The sequence below is a fragment of the Bacillus sp. BPN334 genome, from assembly GCF_008368885.1.
Classification (GTDB): domain Bacteria; phylum Bacillota; class Bacilli; order Bacillales; family Bacillaceae_G; genus Bacillus_A; species Bacillus_A wiedmannii.
This window is the reverse complement of the sequence record NZ_QOZW01000005.1, coordinates 149,416-165,554: the sequence shown is the minus strand read 5'-3', so window position 1 is coordinate 165,554 and position 16,139 is coordinate 149,416. Positions and strand designations below refer to the sequence as shown.

General features: G+C 36.8%; 17 protein-coding genes. 6 read left to right on the top strand and 11 right to left on the bottom strand.

What is annotated here, in order from left to right:
• The first annotated feature begins 63 nt into the window (after positions 1-63).
• A complete protein-coding gene (locus DN393_RS05085) occupies positions 64-1,308 on the top strand; it encodes a competence protein CoiA (RefSeq protein ID WP_064476812.1) in 1,245 nt (414 codons plus the stop codon).
• Between the two features lie 51 nt (positions 1,309-1,359).
• Positions 1,360-3,186, top strand: coding sequence for an oligoendopeptidase F (pepF, locus tag DN393_RS05080; RefSeq protein ID WP_064476811.1), 1,827 nt, complete (start codon positions 1,360-1,362; stop codon positions 3,184-3,186).
• 128 nt (positions 3,187-3,314) lie between these two features.
• On the opposite strand, the gene DN393_RS31415 is transcribed toward pepF, so the two are convergent.
• From DN393_RS31415 to DN393_RS05065, 4 genes are all read right to left on the bottom strand, one after another.
• Positions 3,315-3,488, bottom strand: a complete 174-nt coding sequence (locus DN393_RS31415) for a hypothetical protein (RefSeq protein WP_046957017.1) — start codon at positions 3,486-3,488, stop codon at positions 3,315-3,317.
• Positions 3,489-3,718: 230 nt separating this feature from the next.
• Positions 3,719-4,612 carry a ClpXP adapter SpxH family protein gene (locus DN393_RS05075; protein ID WP_064476810.1) on the bottom strand — a complete coding sequence of 298 codons (894 nt, stop codon included), beginning with the start codon at positions 4,610-4,612 and terminating at the stop codon, positions 3,719-3,721.
• Entirely contained in the window at positions 4,612-5,010 is a 399-nt protein-coding gene (locus tag DN393_RS05070; protein WP_000043382.1) for a globin domain-containing protein, read from the bottom strand. The genes DN393_RS05075 and DN393_RS05070 overlap by 1 nt, the downstream gene beginning before the upstream one ends.
• A gap of 180 nt (positions 5,011-5,190) precedes the next feature.
• A complete protein-coding gene (locus DN393_RS05065; RefSeq protein WP_064476809.1) occupies positions 5,191-5,769 on the bottom strand; it encodes a CYTH domain-containing protein in 579 nt (192 codons plus the stop codon).
• A gap of 146 nt (positions 5,770-5,915) precedes the next feature.
• Between DN393_RS05065 and DN393_RS05060 the strand changes: the two genes are divergently transcribed.
• Genes DN393_RS05060 through DN393_RS05045 form a run of 4 tightly spaced genes read left to right on the top strand, consistent with a single transcriptional unit; the run spans position 5,916 to position 8,681 of the window.
• Positions 5,916-6,287 (top strand): UPF0738 family protein, encoded by a 372-nt coding sequence (locus DN393_RS05060; RefSeq protein WP_001179996.1) that lies wholly within the window; start codon positions 5,916-5,918, stop codon positions 6,285-6,287.
• Positions 6,288-6,317: 30 nt separating this feature from the next.
• Positions 6,318-6,956: a GTP diphosphokinase gene (yjbM, locus tag DN393_RS05055; protein WP_064476808.1), complete on the top strand. Its 639-nt coding sequence runs from the start codon at positions 6,318-6,320 to the stop codon at positions 6,954-6,956.
• Positions 6,957-6,974: 18 nt separating this feature from the next.
• Positions 6,975-7,772 carry an NAD kinase gene (locus DN393_RS05050; protein ID WP_000673190.1) on the top strand — a complete coding sequence of 266 codons (798 nt, stop codon included), beginning with the start codon at positions 6,975-6,977 and terminating at the stop codon, positions 7,770-7,772.
• A gap of 15 nt (positions 7,773-7,787) precedes the next feature.
• On the top strand, positions 7,788-8,681 hold the full coding sequence (locus DN393_RS05045) for an RluA family pseudouridine synthase (protein WP_064476807.1): 894 nt from the start codon (positions 7,788-7,790) through the stop codon (positions 8,679-8,681).
• 47 nt (positions 8,682-8,728) lie between these two features.
• Here the strand turns inward: DN393_RS05045 and DN393_RS05040 are convergent, their stop codons facing one another.
• The 7 genes from DN393_RS05040 to DN393_RS05010 all read right to left on the bottom strand — a co-directional run bounded on the left by DN393_RS05040 (position 8,729) and on the right by DN393_RS05010 (position 16,019).
• Positions 8,729-10,117, bottom strand: a complete 1,389-nt coding sequence (locus tag DN393_RS05040; RefSeq protein WP_064476806.1) for a peptidase G2 autoproteolytic cleavage domain-containing protein — start codon at positions 10,115-10,117, stop codon at positions 8,729-8,731.
• 155 nt (positions 10,118-10,272) lie between these two features.
• Complete coding sequence (prpE, locus tag DN393_RS05035; RefSeq protein WP_064476805.1) at positions 10,273-11,013, bottom strand: bis(5'-nucleosyl)-tetraphosphatase PrpE; 741 nt, start codon at positions 11,011-11,013, stop codon at positions 10,273-10,275.
• Between the two features lie 74 nt (positions 11,014-11,087).
• The gene (locus DN393_RS05030; RefSeq protein WP_064476804.1) at positions 11,088-12,248 is read right to left on the bottom strand and encodes an FtsW/RodA/SpoVE family cell cycle protein; all 1,161 of its coding nucleotides are present in this window, start codon (positions 12,246-12,248) and stop codon (positions 11,088-11,090) included.
• Positions 12,249-12,394: 146 nt separating this feature from the next.
• Positions 12,395-13,330: a glycosyltransferase family 2 protein gene (locus DN393_RS05025; protein WP_088048328.1), complete on the bottom strand. Its 936-nt coding sequence runs from the start codon at positions 13,328-13,330 to the stop codon at positions 12,395-12,397.
• 6 nt (positions 13,331-13,336) lie between these two features.
• Positions 13,337-14,095, bottom strand: coding sequence for a class I SAM-dependent methyltransferase (locus DN393_RS05020; protein WP_064476802.1), 759 nt, complete (start codon positions 14,093-14,095; stop codon positions 13,337-13,339).
• A 140-nt stretch (positions 14,096-14,235) separates the two neighbouring features.
• On the bottom strand, positions 14,236-15,081 hold the full coding sequence (locus tag DN393_RS05015) for a TylF/MycF family methyltransferase (protein WP_064476801.1): 846 nt from the start codon (positions 15,079-15,081) through the stop codon (positions 14,236-14,238).
• Between the two features lie 122 nt (positions 15,082-15,203).
• The gene (locus DN393_RS05010; RefSeq protein WP_149173338.1) at positions 15,204-16,019 is read right to left on the bottom strand and encodes a BclA C-terminal domain-containing protein; all 816 of its coding nucleotides are present in this window, start codon (positions 16,017-16,019) and stop codon (positions 15,204-15,206) included.
• Positions 16,020-16,139: the final 120 nt, after the last annotated feature.

The window sequence follows — 16,139 nt, the reverse complement described above, 5'->3', positions numbered from 1 at the left end:
TGGGACATCTCTTTTTTAAAAGGAATTTGTAATAAATTGTAGAATATAAGGAGCTGAAAGGGTGTGATTCCGATGTTTATCGCCAAAAGAGAAAACGGAGAAAAAATTCATCTACTCTATCATCATGATGAAGAGCTTTTACATCGTATGCGTAAAATGGAAAGCTTCTTTTGCATAGCTTGCGGGAAGGAAGTGCAAATGAAATTAGGGAAACAAAAAAGTTGGCATTTTGCTCATAAGAAAATGGACGCGTGTCTTGCCTTTTATGAAGCAGAATCTATGTATCATATGCACGGTAAAGAATTGTTATATAGGTGGTTCAAACGTCAAAACTTTCCTGTGTATATAGAGCACTATCTTCCGGAAATTCAGCAACGACCAGATATTTTCATAGAGAGAGCAGGGAGAACAATTGCGATTGAATATCAATGCGCTAATCTCTCTATAGAGCAGCTGTACAAACGAACCTATTCGTATTGGCGAGCTGGTATACAGGTCATTTGGATCATTGGTGGAAATCAATTGAAAAGGCAATCAGCATATTGGATGAAATTCTCCTCACTTATGGCTTTCTCCTTACAATCTTATCCTCAGCCATTTCTTATTTTCTTCTGTTCGAAACAAAAATTATTTATGAAATGCGCGTTTCTCACTTCATTTTCTACAAGCGTCTCTTTCTCACATATTATCTACTTACCAACTGAAACGACTACTTTTGAAATGCTCTTTTCTCCCGTCTCTTTCCGAAAAAAAACATTAGGTGAGGAATGGAAAAAGCGAAAGAGCTATTTTCGGCAAAATGCGCTGCCGATTTGGAATTACAATCATAAGTCACTATTACGCCTCTTATATCAATGTAAATGTACCCCAGCAAATTTTCCTTCTGAAATCGGTGTGCCACTCCCGTCCTCATTTGCTTTTCAAACAAATCCATTTATATGGCAAGCTTTTCTATATATAAAGTGTATAGGTGAGCTTGCGGTAGGGGATTGTATTTCCCTTCAATATGTATGTAGTTATGTGAAAACGTATGTGAAAAGGCGCATGCTCCCGTACTTTTCACGGCATATATGGAAAGTAGCAGTTGCTGAATATATGACATTTTTATGTTATACAGGTGTATTGCAGAAAGTAGGGACTTATAAGTACCGGAAAAAAAGAGAGGTAGTTATGTTAAAAACAGAGGAGGAAGTTATGAAATATGATGAAATTTGCTTAGCGTATGCCTTATCTTTATTTGAGGCAAAGTACAACATGAGAGAAGGAAAAGGGGATATAATAAAGACTGATCGTGAAGGAATTACATAAGAAAAAATCGAATTGTATGTAAGTAGAGATATTTAAAGGAGGGCTTAAAGGATGTCTGAACAAAACACAGTAAAAACATTACCAGATCGCAAAGAAATTGAAGAATCAAGTACGTGGCGATTAGAAGATATTTTCCAAACAGATGCAGAATGGGAAAAAGAATTCCAAGCTATTAAAGAGCTATTACCGAAGTTAACTGAATTTAAAGAGAAACTTGGTGACTCTGCGAACAATTTACTTGAAGCATTGCAATATGAAGACGAAATTTCAATGCGATTAGGTAAGCTATATACATATGCACATATGCGTTACGATCAAGATACAACAAACTCTGTGTATCAAGCGTTAAATGACCGCGCAACAAATTTATATTCACAAGTATCTAGTAGCACAGCATATATTGTGCCTGAAATTTTATCGATTTCAGAAGATACACTGCAAACATTCTTGACAGAAAATAGAGACTTAAGTGTATATGAACATGCATTAGAAGAAATTACGCGTCAACGCCCGCACGTATTATCTGAAGCGGAAGAGGCTCTATTAGCAGAAGCATCTGAAGTAATGAGTGCGTCAAGTAATACATTTGGTATGTTGAATAATGCGGATTTGAAATTCCCATCTATTAAAGGTGAGGATGGAGAAGAAGTGGAAATTACACATGGTCGTTACATTCAGTTTTTAGAAAGTGATGATCGTCGTGTGCGCGAAGATGCATTCAAAGCTGTATATGAAACGTACGGAAAATATAAGAACACATTTGCAAGTACGTTAAGCGGAGCTGTGAAACGTAATAATTTCAATGCGCGTGTTCGTAAATACGATTCTGCACGTCAAGCGGCATTAAGTAATAATAATATTCCTGAAGCGGTATATGATCAACTTGTTGAATCTGTACATGATAATTTACACTTGCTACATCGTTACATTGATATTCGTAAGCGTGCACTAGGACTTGATGAGCTTCATATGTATGATTTATATACACCACTTGTACCAGAAGTGAAAATGAACGTGAAGTATGAAGAAGCACAAGACATGTTATTAAAGTCTTTAAATGTACTTGGTGATGAGTATGTTGACATTTTAAAAGAAGCATATGAAAATCGCTGGGTAGATGTGTATGAGAATAAAGGAAAGCGAAGCGGAGCATATTCATCTGGTGCATATGGAACAAATCCGTATATTTTAATGAACTGGCATGATAATGTAAATAATTTATATACACTTGCTCATGAGTTCGGTCATTCCGTGCATAGTTACTATACAAGAAAGACGCAGCCGCACGTATACGGTGATTATTCAATCTTCGTTGCGGAAGTAGCATCAACTTGTAATGAAGCACTTCTAAACGATTATTTATTAAAAACGACAGAAGATAAGAAAGAGCGTCTATACTTATTAAATCATTATTTAGAAGGATTCCGTGGTACTGTATTCCGTCAAACGATGTTCGCAGAGTTTGAGCATATTATTCATAAGAAAGTACAAGAAGGACATGCGGTTACGCCAGACATGTTAACGGAGATCTACTATGATTTAAATAAGAAATATTTCGGTGATGCTTTAGTAATCGATGAAGAAATTGGTTTAGAGTGGTCTCGTATTCCGCACTTCTACTACAACTATTACGTATACCAATACGCAACAGGATTTAGTGCAGCAACGGCTTTATCTAAACAAATTTTAGAAGAGGGGCAACCAGCAGTAGAACGTTACATTAATGAGTTCTTAAAAGCAGGAAGCTCAGATTATCCAATTGAAGTGCTGAAAAAAGCTGGAGTAGATATGGCATCTCCAGAACCGGTAAAAGAAGCGCTACAAGTATTTGAAGAGAAATTAAATGAATTAGAAGCATTATTATTTGAAGAGAAGTAATTGTAAAGACGAGGAATTTCCCTCGTCTTTTTTGTTTTAAATATTTTTGTCGATATTTGTCGAAAGAATAAGGTGAATTTCTTTCTTTTTTCTAAATTAGAAGGCAGTTTTACAGGTGATTTTTGTAGTTAAAACCCTTTAAATCGTTTTTTATGGTTGAAATAAGAGAGAGCGATGACAATGACTCCAAATAAAAGAGGGAAGGCAATAATTTTAGGAAAAGCTTGTAGTAGAGAGAGGATGTACAAGAAAAAAGAAACGATGACAGCTAGTAAGATAAGTAAAATATATGTTTTTTTCATACAGAACACCTCCAAAATAGCTTTTTTATAGCTTATTCAGAAATGAAAACGTTTAGAATGTGACAAAAGTGTGAAATTCGACAAAAGGGGTTGTCATCTGACGTCGAATCTTGTAATATAATAAGCGTGAACGAATTCACATACAAACATATACCCCTTTGTTTGAACGTGAAAATTTCTCCCATCCCCTTTAATATTTTTATAAGCCGTAAAGAAGAAGACCTGGTGTTTTACACCAGGTCTTCTTCTTTTGCTATCCATTTCCAATAACGCTCACATTTTACGTCAATCATTTGTACTTTTCGTTTCAGTTGTAATTTTTTCAGTTCACGCTCGATTTCTTGCTGCGAGCAGTCATATATAAATGCTACTTCTTTTGAAGATATAAATTGCGTTGCTTCTAGTAACACTTCTAAAGGTGGTAATGGTTCTGGCTCGATTTCACATTTTACAAGTTCTTTCAATAATTGTACGTATACGTCGTAGGAATATGTTCCAGCGATTTTAATACCTTCTTCATCTGAATTTGCATGAAAGAATACGAGAGAAGGTATTTCTGTAATATGCATCTCATTTGTAAATTTCAAGTCACATTGGAAAGCTTTTTTTGCGCTAGCGGAATGTAGGTCTTTTTTAAATTCTTCTACATCAATATCGCTATCTCTTGCACAGGCAAGTAATAATTCGCAGTCAGGGTTTGATACATTTTCAAGGAAAATGTATTCTTGGAGTTTTCGTAAAAACTTCGAACCTGCTTTTCGGCCCTGTAACTCCGCTGCCTTAATTGCCATCGAAACTAAATATGGTGTTGACGATGCTTCTTGCATATGTACCTTTCCATCACATGAAAAACCTTGTAAACTTGTTGTCTTTTCCCACACAAATCGAATATTAGCAGGTTTATTCCATTTGTGTGAGGAAGCGTTCGTTCCGTCCACTTTTCCTGTTACGATATGACGAATAGAGAAGTATTTCCCGTATTCAAGCCATAGTTTAATAATAAAGGGCTCAATTTCCCAGCAATCTTTACAAAGTGGATCAATAAATAAATATGCTTCTACAGACTTATGCTCACATGCGGAAGGAGATGGCATATTTATATGCTTTGCTTCCTGCTTATCCATTACACTTCACCTGTTTCGTTTGGAGTATTAACCATATGCTGAGCGGTTAACGCTAAACGTTCAAAAACGAACTCTCTTATATGACCGTGCACTCCTGTGTCATCCATTGCTTGCTCCATACATGATAGCCAAGCCTCTGCTCGTTTTGGAGTAATCTCAAACGGAAGATGGCGTGCTCTTAACATAGGATGACCATGTTCTTCAGTGTACAAATTAGGACCACCTAAATATTGCGTTAAAAATTGTTTCTGCTTCCTAGCGGTTTCTGTTAAATCATCCGGGAAGATGGGAGATAGGTCAGGGTGTTTACTGACATAGGAATAAAACGTGTCTACTAATATTGCAATGCATTGTTCACCGCCAATTGCTTCAAATGGTGTCATCGGTTGCTTGCTCATCCTTTATAAACTCCTTTTTCCATGAAATGTATATCTATTGTAGCAATGGAATGTTCTAGAGGGCAAATAAACAGCCTTCATAACGTTCTTTGCTTATTTTTCAAATGTAAAAGAATCTTTTCCTTTTAAAAAGTGAGATATATCCACTAGTAGAACGTATTCACTAGTGGAATTTTCACTTTAGCGTGCTTTGTTTTGTTTGGCAAGGAAAAAGCGTTTTACTTTATTATTTGTATGACGGATTGGTATGTCGTGCTGTTTTAATAAATGAATAAATGCAGCTTTTCCTGTTTCTTCATCTTGCACTTCAAATTCAATTTCATAATCATCGTGATTGTAATAGAAACTATGATCAAAGACAAGCGTTCCGCCTTCAAATAGTGTTTCGGCTCTTTCAGTTGTTAAACTACCCATATAAGTTAAAGTGGAAACAGGAATTTGTAATTTGTGTAGTTGATCCATTACAGTCCCTGGAATGATTACGTTTGTTTCCATCATCATTCTTGCTTCGTCTTCTGTTACGACTTGATGCGTTTCTAACAAGCCGACTTCTGCAGGTTGTTTCAATGTTAATGTATAAATTTCGCCTTTATGACGAATACGAAGTGCAGAGCCAGCTTCTTTTAATGAGAAGCCTGGTGTTTCAAAGTAATGATTCACCTGTTTCGTAAATACTTCAATAGAGAATGATTTACATAATGTATCGAATTCTTCTTCTGTCACAATATTTTTAAATTCAATTTCAATTTCTTGTGTCATTGTATGCGCGCTCCTTTTAAAAAATAATTCTTTACACATTATCGCTTTTTCATAAATTTGGTTCAATGTTTTATTTGTTTGCGTCCATGTTATGATACAATAATACTGTTAAGTAAGACAGGAAGTTGAGATGGAGGAGTTAGAGCATGCAAAATAAAATTCAAGTTAAGAGCGTAGAAAAGAGAGAGAATGCGCTTATTTTTTGTGCGGAAAATAATGAAATAGAGGTAAAGGAGTTAAGTGCGCGTAATCACGTACTTGTCGACTCAGACAATTTATCATTTTTATATATTTTAGAAAACGAATCATCTTTCATTTATGTAAGTATTCCGCACACATGCTGGGAAGCAATGCATGAAGCGATGAATAACGATATAGTAATGTTCGTTCGTGTGAATGACGTTGAAATGGAATTAGAAAATTTAAAAGAAGAAGTAGAATATTTAGTTGAAAATATTGAAGGTAATGCAAATTACGGAGAAGAACTAGTAACTGCTGTAGAAAAAGTATTTCTATAAGCAAATGGATTGATTTTGGTGGTGGTTGAAATGAAGCGAAATTGGGAAGAATTTTTAGCACCTTACCATCAAGCGGTGGCAGAGCTGAAAGTGAAACTAAAAGGAATGCGTACTCAATTTGCAATGTTAACAGAGCATTCTCCAATTGAGTTTGTAACAGGAAGGGTAAAGTCGGTTGCTAGTATTATTGATAAAGCGGAGAAAAGAAATGTACCGCTGGATCGGCTCAGAGAAGATATGCAAGACATCGCGGGCCTTCGAATGATGTGTCAATTTGTTGATGAGATTAAGCCTGTTGTAGAATATCTTCGAAAACGAAATGACTTTGAAATCGTGGAAGAACGTGATTATGTCACGCAAAAGAAAGATAGCGGCTATCGCTCTTATCACGTTGTCATTAGTTACCCCGTTCAAACGATTCAGGGAGAAAAAAAAGTATTGGTAGAAATCCAAATACGCACGTTAGCAATGAATTTTTGGGCAACAATTGAGCATTCTTTAAATTATAAATATAGTGGACGTTTTCCTGAAGATATTAAAATACGCTTGCAACGCGCAGCGGAAGCGGCGTTTTTATTAGATGAAGAAATGTCTTCTATTCGTCTTGAGATTCAAGAAGCGCAGAAAGCTTTTTCAAGAAAACAAGAAACGAAGGATTCCGAATCATAAACTAAAGGGTGTTGGGCGATGAAATTTACAATTATGTCAAAGGGAGATCAATCATCAGATACACTGGCAAGCACGATGAAAGAATACTTGCTAGATTTTGGATTTATAATGGATGAAAAGGAACCCGATATTGTAATTTCTGTTGGGGGAGATGGAACGCTTTTATACGCGTTTCATCGTTATTATAATCGATTGGATGAAACAGCATTTGTTGGTGTACATACAGGGCATTTAGGTTTCTATGCAGATTGGTTACCGACAGAAGTAGAGAAATTAGTAATTGCAATTGCTAAAACACCATTCCAAGTGGTGGAATATCCGCTTTTAGAAGTGATTATTCGCTATGTGAATGGGAGTAAAGAATCACAGTATTTGGCGATGAATGAAGCAACTGTAAAAAGTGCAGAAGGTACATTAGTAACAGAAGTAGAAATACGCGGAGAGTACTTTGAAACGTTCCGCGGAGATGGTCTTTGTATTTCTACTCCTTCGGGAAGTACTGCGTATAATAAGGCGCTTGGCGGAGCGATTATTCACCCTTCTATTGAAGCGATTCAAATTGCAGAAATGGCATCTATTAATAACCGTGTGTTTCGTACTGTAGGCTCGCCACTCGTATTGCCGAAGCATCATACATGTGTGTTGAAGCCGGCTGCAGGAATGAACTTACAGATTACGGTGGACCATTTAACGATGGTTCATCAAGATGTGAAATCAATCCAGTATCGCGTTGCAAACGAGAAAGTACGATTTGTTCGTTTCCGTCCATTCCCGTTCTGGAAACGAGTTCGTGACTCGTTTGTTGCAGATAAATAGAAAGGGTTTATATATTTGAACAGATTTACATTGAAATGGGATATAGAATCGGCTGAAGAGGGAACTTTAGTTAGAGAATTTTTAAAAACAAAAGGGATTTCTAAAGCCGCCTTAACGGATATAAAATTTCGCGGCGGAGCTATTGAAGTAAATAATCAACATGCGAGTGTTCGTCATCAGTTGCAAGCTGGTGAAGAATTACGTGTCTTTTTTCCAGTGGAAGAAAGAAGTGAAGGGATGATTAAAGAAGATATCCCTTTAAGTATTGTATATGAAGATGATGCGGTTCTTGTCATAAACAAAGAGGCGAACATGTCAACGATTCCGTCTAGAGAACATCCGGCAGGGAGTGTTGCGAATGCGCTCTTATCTTATTATGATAAGCAGCATCTTGCAAGTACGGTGCACATCGTAACAAGATTAGATCGTGATACTTCAGGGCTTATGCTTATTGCAAAAAATCGTTTCGTGCATCATCTTTTATCGAAACAGCATCAACAAAAAGCTGTGAAAAGAACATATGAAGCAATTGTTCACGGTGAGATGATAGAACGAGAAGGAACGATTGATGCACCGATTGGACGAAAATCGGATAGCATTATTGAGCGAACCGTTTGTGAAAATGGGCAAAGAGCAGTTACTCATTTTAGAATGATGGATAGCGCCAATCATAAGACACATGTATCACTTGAGCTTGAGACCGGAAGAACGCATCAAATTCGTGTACATATGGCTCATATAGGCCACCCGTTACTTGGTGATGATTTATATGGAGGACGAAGAGATGTGATAAAACGTCAAGCACTTCATAGTACATCTTTGACGTTTTATCATCCTATTTTAGAGAAGGAAATGTCTTTCACTACAACGATTCCAAGCGATATGGAAGAGGTATTAAGGCATACTTAAAAAGGGAACAAAATTCTTATGTAACGAAGAATTTTGTTCCCTTTTTCTTAGCGGAATAATATTAAAATTTGATTTTCACCCGTGCGCTTTATAACGAAAAAGCCACTTTCGGATTTTGTAGCAATGCCATCGTTATTTGGACGACAATATCCATGCGTTTCGCAAGTGCCGTCATCGCGTACTAACATTTGTCCAATTAATCCGACAGGAAGCCACTCGGTACGATCTTTTCTTGCTATATATTTGCAAGTTGGATCCCATTCTGTATTTAAAAGAGGTTGTATGTCTTGCGATTCCGTACGTACATATTGGCGTTTTCCAAAGTTATCTGTTTTATAGCGTTTTTGCCAACTTAAAGCACCGCTATTTCCTATAAGGGCAGGGGTTGCACTAGATATTCCTAAAATGAATGAATCATTTGAAGTAGCGATCCGAATTTTTTCTTCGCTACTAAATGTAACGAAATAACCTACATCAATAAAATGATTGTCTGCTGTTTCAAACATTTGTGCAAAATCAGTTCCACTTGCATTGTAAGAAGCGCCATCAATATACATTTCCCCATTATGAGCAAGCCACTTTGCACCGATATTATGATCGGTTTCATTTGTGCCGTTTGCAATAAACCAAGAATAAGATTCTTCTGCTATGCCGAAGCGCCCCATAATATGGCTACCCGCAAAATGAGCTGTTGATGTATGATTACCTTCCGCATGAGAAGAGAATCCGTTAGCGATAGTCGCGGTTCCTTCTGCATGTGCTGCTTCGCCTAAAGCGATTGTATGTTTACCTTCTGCATGAGAATAAGAGCCACCTGCTGTCGTTTCACTTCCTTCACTATGGGAACTATGTCCAGTTGCTTTCGTTTTTGATCCTTCCGCATGAGAGAAAGAAGCTTTTGCGTGTGTAAGAAGCCCTTCTGAATGTGAAGCTGTACCCTCTGCATTAGAGTGAAGCCCCTCTGCATGTGCATACCGTCCGCCTTTTTTTACTTTTGTATTTTCAGGTGTAGGAGTTTGAATTATGATCGTTTTTTCTGTTTGTATATCATTGGATGGTGCTAATGCTTCTCTCATTTTTTTCACTTGATTTATAATAGCAGCTGGAATTTCTGATTCTGCTTTTTTATTAATTGCTACAGGGATGTCTTCTTCTGTATTTTTCTCTGTTTGCTCAGAAGGCACAATCTGTTCAGGGTGAGTAGAGAGAGGTTTATTTTTTTGCTGCATCTTTGTTTTTCTATTATCGATTATGCGGCTCATTACAGCATTTTCTAAAGAGACATATTTTGGTTTAGCTTTGTTTTTGGGGGAAGCCCCTTGTCCGTCCGGTTCTTCTAAAGCTGCAGCTCGAATGCTGCACCAGTTGTTAATTCCGTACATGGGTAGATAAAAAGGCGGGCATTTTCTTTTTTGTTTAGAAGATTTTTTCTTCATTCTGTCACCTCCTGCGACAGTATATGCCGTGTAATTAAAAAAAGATGCACTTTATTGCATCTTTTTTTAATTACTTTACCTAGTTTTTATAGGAGAACAGCCTAAATGATACGGTAATCCTCGTAATTTGTGAATGGTATCTGAAATAAGGATAGTTATGAAATTGGGCGAAATTTTTCAGGGACAAAAGACAGGGAGGAAGGGACGGACACGGTTTCCATCTCAGGGTAACGTAGTCCGGTTAGTTTGCCACCAAATACAGCGCCAGTGTCAATATTGACTGTATGATTTACGAAGCGAGGTTCTTTAACGGGTGTATGTCCATATACAATCCAAGCTTTTCCTTTATATTCTTTTGCCCAGTCGCGACGGACAGGAGAGCCGTCAGCATGTTTTTCTCCTGTAATATCGCCATATAATACAAAGGTTTGTACTTTTTTATCTTGTCTTCCTATGTAATCTTGCCGAATTCCAGCGTGACATACAATTAACCTTTTCTCATCGAGTACGTGATATAAAGGGGATTGCTCATAAAGTGTGATGAATTTTTCTTTTATAATGTTTTGTTTATGAGAAGGCAGTGCTTCATATTCGGCAACAGTTGTTTCGAGTCCATGAGCGATTGTCACATTACGCCCAAGGAAAAAACGGTATAGTTTATTACAGTGATTTCCCGGAGCGTAATAAGCTATTTTTTTATTTATGACAAGTTCCCATACAATTTCAATCATACGTAATGAATGAGGGCCGCGATCTGTAATATCACCAACAAATGCAAGCTTACGTTGGTCAGGGTGAAACGGCAGGTCACTATTCCAGTTGTATCCGAGTTTCGTCGTTAAATCTTGAAACTCTTGAAAGCATCCATGAATATCCCCTATAATGTCAAATTTCATATTTAAACCTCCACCATATTTTTCATTAGTATATCTAAAAAAGGATAGAGATAAAAATATACTGTTTTTGTACGTCATTTAAACATAAAGATTTTCGTTCTTGAGCGAACGTTTAAAACGAATCCAAGCGCTATCATGTATGTGAGTAAGGAACTTCCTCCGTAGCTCATAAGGGGCAATGTGATTCCTGTAATAGGTAGTAATCCGATGGTCATCCCGATATTTTGAAATACTTGAAAAGTAAACATTCCGATTGTACCAGCACAGATGTAACTACCGAAAGGGTCATTACTTTCTAAAGCTATATGAATCATGCGGAAAATAAGTAAGAAAAAAAGTGAAATAATGACACTTGCGCCTAAAAATCCGAATTGCTCAGCGACATTGGTGAAAATAAAATCTGTATGTGGTTCTGGAAAGTATACTTGTCCATTTTCCCAACCTTTTCCTTGCATTTCCCCTGATCCAGTAGCTAAGAAAGCTTGTCTTAATTGATAGCCTTGTGCATCATATTTGTATGGCGCTAACCAGCCGTAGAAGCGATTTAGTTGATATTCTTGTAAAATGTGTGCTTTAAAGAATTTTGTATGAGTAAAAAAAATATACGTTAATGTAACGCCAGCAGCAAAGATACCGGAAACTAATCCGAAAATAAACCGCCAACGTATACCAGAAACTAGTATCATTGCTGCGAGCATAGCTGAAATTACCATTGTGTTTCCTAAATCAGGTTCCTTTGCAATAAGTAGTAGGGGTGGCAAACTCGTTGCACATATTTTTCCGAGTAATAAAAAATCGCCGTGTATTGTCCGGAAAAAATATTTCTCATTGTGATTTGCTATAATTCGTCCAGTGACGATAATTAAAAACAATTTCATAATTTCAGACGGCTGGAAATTTCCGAGGCCGGGAAGCCTGTACCAAGCGGTAGCACCTTTTATTGTAACAGCACCTGGTACTTGAAGTTCTAGTCCAATAAGTAGTACCAATGCAAAGCTATATAAATACCAAGCAATTTTTTGATAACGATCGAAATCAATAATCATAATCATACCAATGGCTATAAATCCAATGAAGTACCATTGGATTTGCTTTAATACAAAATTTACGCTTTGCAAAAATGGTGGTAAAGAGGCTTGTGCACTTGCAATTGCAAAGCAACTAACAGTCCCAATGGCAAATAAGATGAATAGTAATACGTAGTCTATTTGATATTGAGAATTTGGATCTTTCAATGTATGTATTCCTTTCTATTGCCTAGTAAGTATATGGATCATTTCATGATAAAAATAATATACAAGCAGACTATGCATACATTTATTCCACTATTTGTGGGAAGTCATACATCACGAGGAAGGAATAGCTCCTCCCTTGTGATGGACTATATTGCACGGAGCTCTTTTGTAATGATATTTAAACAATAAGAAAGTCGTGCATGTGTATTTTTATCTGGAATGAGGTTTGGAAATAGATCGTAAAATTTGGTCGCATTTTTATACCATCCGTAAGCTCTTATCAAACCTTTTTTATAATACTTGGCGTCTTGTAAGAAACCATACTTTTTCGAGGTTAAAACGAGCTGAGAAAAATCTTCACAGCCCTCAAGGAATTTGTGACGTACTTGCTGTCCAGTATGGAGACGGAATGAACTTAAGGGCTCAGTTATATACATTGCATCACCTTTTGAAAGTAAACTTATCCAAGAGGCCATATCAACACTACAACCATATTTTCTGCCATTTAAAGTGCCGAAAGGTTCCGTTAATAGGCTTTTTCTAAAGAGTACGATTGTAGGCTCACCGATAATATTTTGTCCTGCCATAAGCATACGGTTTCCAAAATCTTTCCCATTTAGTAGAGTATCTTCCTCATATAATTTTTTCATGGAGGGATGTTGTTCAATTATATCTCCATTATCATCAATCCAAGTGCGATAGGATGTGATAAGTGCGAGATTTTTATTGAGGTCTTGTTGGAAATAAAACATCATTTTTTCGATTTTATTATTATAAAATGTATCATCGTCCATTAAGAAATTTATGTACTCTCCATTTGACTGTTCTAAGAGCATAAGGGCGTTATGAAATTGTCCTAGAGTAGAGGCATTTCGAATGTATGTTATATGTTTATGCTTATGTAAATAATGTCTGTATATTAATTTTTCTGTTTCATTATTTGTACTATCGTCCCCTACAATAATTTCAATATTTGAATACGTTTGTGCTAATGCACTTTCTAAAGCAATTTTAAAATAATGTGGTCGATTATAGGTGGGAATAAGGATGGAAACGAGAGGCGGATTTTTTATATTATTCATATACAACTACCTTTCAGAAGTTTTTTGTGTAAGAATAATATCTTGATAACTTGTGTGTTCAGTTCTGCTACACCATGAACCATAATGAGGGGGGGACTGTATTTCTAGCCCATATTTATTTAATAGGGTACGAATATCTTCCTCAGGATAGGCAACTGCGAAATTAGGGATATCTTTATTTAGAACATAACAATTGTCAATTTGATGATAAAAACCTAACGTACTTAGTCCTGCATTTAAATAATAGGATGATTCAGGGGTAATTAAAAAGAAAGTAATAAAACATCTCCCATCTTTTTTCAGAACTCGTGCGATCTCGCATACGTAATGTTCTAATTCTTTCGGAAGGAGATGGGTAAATACAGACGTTAAAAAAATAAAATCGAATGATTCATCTTCATATGGAAACTTGTATTGGGAAGCATCTTCTTTTCCATCGGGATTGTAGAATTGATTATATATATCGACATGTTCAAAATGGAAATTGTTACGGCGTGTAGAAATGTTATTTTTGCACCATGTAATTCCCGCATTGAATAAGTCAAATCCATAATAAGTACCTTCATCGCTTAAATAGTTCATTAATGGAACCGCCATTCGGCCAATGCCGCAGCCTACATCTAACACTGTTTCATTTGATTTTAAATTGCCAATTTCAATAAAATACTGCATAAACTCTTTTCCAACTTCTTCAAAATTACCACCTACATATTGAACGAGTTCTGGTGGTGGAATTAATGTGATTTTTTTCTCGTTTTCGTTCATACATTCACTCCGTCCTTGTAGTAAAGTAGGGGATTTCTATTGTATATATAAGTTAATCATTTATAGTGAGGGGAACTTTACACAATTAGTTTTTATAAATAAGTAGTGTAATAGGACCCCTCAAAAAATAAAGTTATATTCTATTCTTTTCGCCAATAAATACCGAAATCATCAATTTTAGTAATAGGAGCTTGTAAGTTTCTTTCCTTTCTGAAATCAATTACAGCCTCTGCACATGTTACCAATCCGTAATCATCAATAATAATATAGCCACCTGTTGAAACTTTATCGTATAAGTTTACAAGACTATCCATCGTTGATTCGTACATATCACCATCAAGGCGAGCAATTGCAATTTTTTCTACCGGTGCTGAAGGCAATGTATCTTTAAACCAACCCTTTAAAAATTTCACCTGATCATTTAATAAATCGTATTTTCTAAAGTTTTCTTGTACTGTTTCTAAAGAAACCCGTAAGTAATCGAATGTGTGTAAATAATCACCGTAATCTTTCGGATATTGTTCTAAGTTAGGTGCTGGCAGACCTTCAAACGAATCGGCAACCCACACAGTACGATCCGTAATGTTGTTTGCTTGTAAAAAACCATTCATAAAAATGCATGATCCTCCGCGCCATACACCAGTTTCAATAAAATCACCTTCTATATTTTCCCTTACAACAGTTTCCATAGCCTCATGTAATTGATTCATACGTTTTCGACCAACCATACTGTGTGCTGCTCTTGGCCAATCCTTTCCACCTTGACGCTCACTTTTTGAAACGTTAGGATCAACGATTTTCAAATTGTGATTTTCTACGTATTGCTTGAGAAATAAAGGAAGCGGAACTGTAACTGGTTCATAGGATAGCTCTTTAGATATATGTAACGAAGCAGGTAAGTATGGTTCGTATTCTAACCATATTTCAAATAAAATTGTTTTCTTTAATAGCTCAAGATAAAGCTGAACAGCTGATTTATTTTCCATATAAGTGCCTCCCGCGGAATGTCATACAACATTATGACTATGTAGAAAAGAAAGATTTAATGATTGAATTTAATAATGAAAAAGCAGTAAAACTGATATCAGTTTTACTGCTAAGTACAAAATTAAGCGATTTTTTCAATAATAATTGATGCACTTGTACCAAGAGCTAGTGATAATCCAATTCCTGTAACAATTGCTTCAACGAGTGATGGTGTTGTAGTAATTTGTGTAATGGCTTGGATAACGATAGGAGCTCCAAGTGAAATTAAGCTTGTGCCCGCACCTGGTACATTAACTCCATTAACTTGAATTCCAAGACTTCCTAATAAACTTACTGCCGCTGTATAAGCAATAACAGTAATTTTATAGAAACCAGTTTCACTAATTACGAAAGTATCGGCATCCATTTGAGAAATTGCTGTACCAAACTGAGATCCAACGGTATTAAATGGTACTGGATCATTAATTCCAAGAGCTAAAGAAACTGTAGCTGAGTTAAAGGCATACAATCCTGCTGGAAGTCCTAAGCCAGAAGGCCCAGTCGGCCCAGTTGGCCCAGTTGGCCCAGTTGGTCCAGTCGGTCCGGTAGCGCCAGTCGGTCCAGTAGCACCAGTTGGCCCAGTTGGCCCAGTTGGCCCAGTTGGCCCAGTTGGCCCAGTCGGCCCAGTCGGTCCAGTCGGCCCAGTCGGCCCAGTCGGTCCAGTTGGTCCAGTCGGCCCAGTCGGTCCAGTCGGTCCAGTTGGTCCAGTCGGTCCAGAAGGTCCAGTTGGTACAGTTGGCCCAGTCGGCCCAGTTGGTCCAGTCGGTCCAGTCGGCCCGGTAGGAAGGGTAAACGGTGGTATTGGTGGTAATGTTGGTCCTACAAGATTAGGGTCAAATGCACTAGCTGATAAAGATTCATCGGGATTTAATCCATCTGAATAATTATTATTTGACATAAATTCACCTCCATAAAGCGTTCATTATATAGTAGATGCAAAACCGGAAGAAAATGACACGGACATTTGAATTATTGAAAAGAAATCTTAAACTGCTTGTGCAAGTTAAAAAAGTGGAAA

Bases quoted from the DNA above. Each gene is read 5' to 3' on its own strand.
- pepF (WP_064476811.1), top strand. From the start codon at position 1,360: ATGTCTGAACAAAACACAGTAAAAACATTACCAGATCGCAAAGAAATT.
- DN393_RS31415 (WP_046957017.1), bottom strand. From the start codon at position 3,488: ATGAAAAAAACATATATTTTACTTATCTTACTAGCTGTCATCGTTTCT.
- DN393_RS05075 (WP_064476810.1), bottom strand. From the start codon at position 4,612: ATGGATAAGCAGGAAGCAAAGCATATAAATATGCCATCTCCTTCCGCA.
- DN393_RS05070 (WP_000043382.1), bottom strand. From the start codon at position 5,010: ATGAGCAAGCAACCGATGACACCATTTGAAGCAATTGGCGGTGAACAA.
- DN393_RS05065 (WP_064476809.1), bottom strand. From the start codon at position 5,769: ATGACACAAGAAATTGAAATTGAATTTAAAAATATTGTGACAGAAGAA.
- DN393_RS05060 (WP_001179996.1), top strand. From the start codon at position 5,916: ATGCAAAATAAAATTCAAGTTAAGAGCGTAGAAAAGAGAGAGAATGCG.
- yjbM (WP_064476808.1), top strand. From the start codon at position 6,318: ATGAAGCGAAATTGGGAAGAATTTTTAGCACCTTACCATCAAGCGGTG.
- DN393_RS05050 (WP_000673190.1), top strand. From the start codon at position 6,975: ATGAAATTTACAATTATGTCAAAGGGAGATCAATCATCAGATACACTG.
- DN393_RS05040 (WP_064476806.1), bottom strand. From the start codon at position 10,117: ATGAAGAAAAAATCTTCTAAACAAAAAAGAAAATGCCCGCCTTTTTAT.
- prpE (WP_064476805.1), bottom strand. From the start codon at position 11,013: ATGAAATTTGACATTATAGGGGATATTCATGGATGCTTTCAAGAGTTT.
- DN393_RS05025 (WP_088048328.1), bottom strand. From the start codon at position 13,330: ATGAATAATATAAAAAATCCGCCTCTCGTTTCCATCCTTATTCCCACC.
- DN393_RS05020 (WP_064476802.1), bottom strand. From the start codon at position 14,095: ATGAACGAAAACGAGAAAAAAATCACATTAATTCCACCACCAGAACTC.
- DN393_RS05015 (WP_064476801.1), bottom strand. From the start codon at position 15,081: ATGGAAAATAAATCAGCTGTTCAGCTTTATCTTGAGCTATTAAAGAAA.
- DN393_RS05010 (WP_149173338.1), bottom strand. From the start codon at position 16,019: ATGTCAAATAATAATTATTCAGATGGATTAAATCCCGATGAATCTTTA.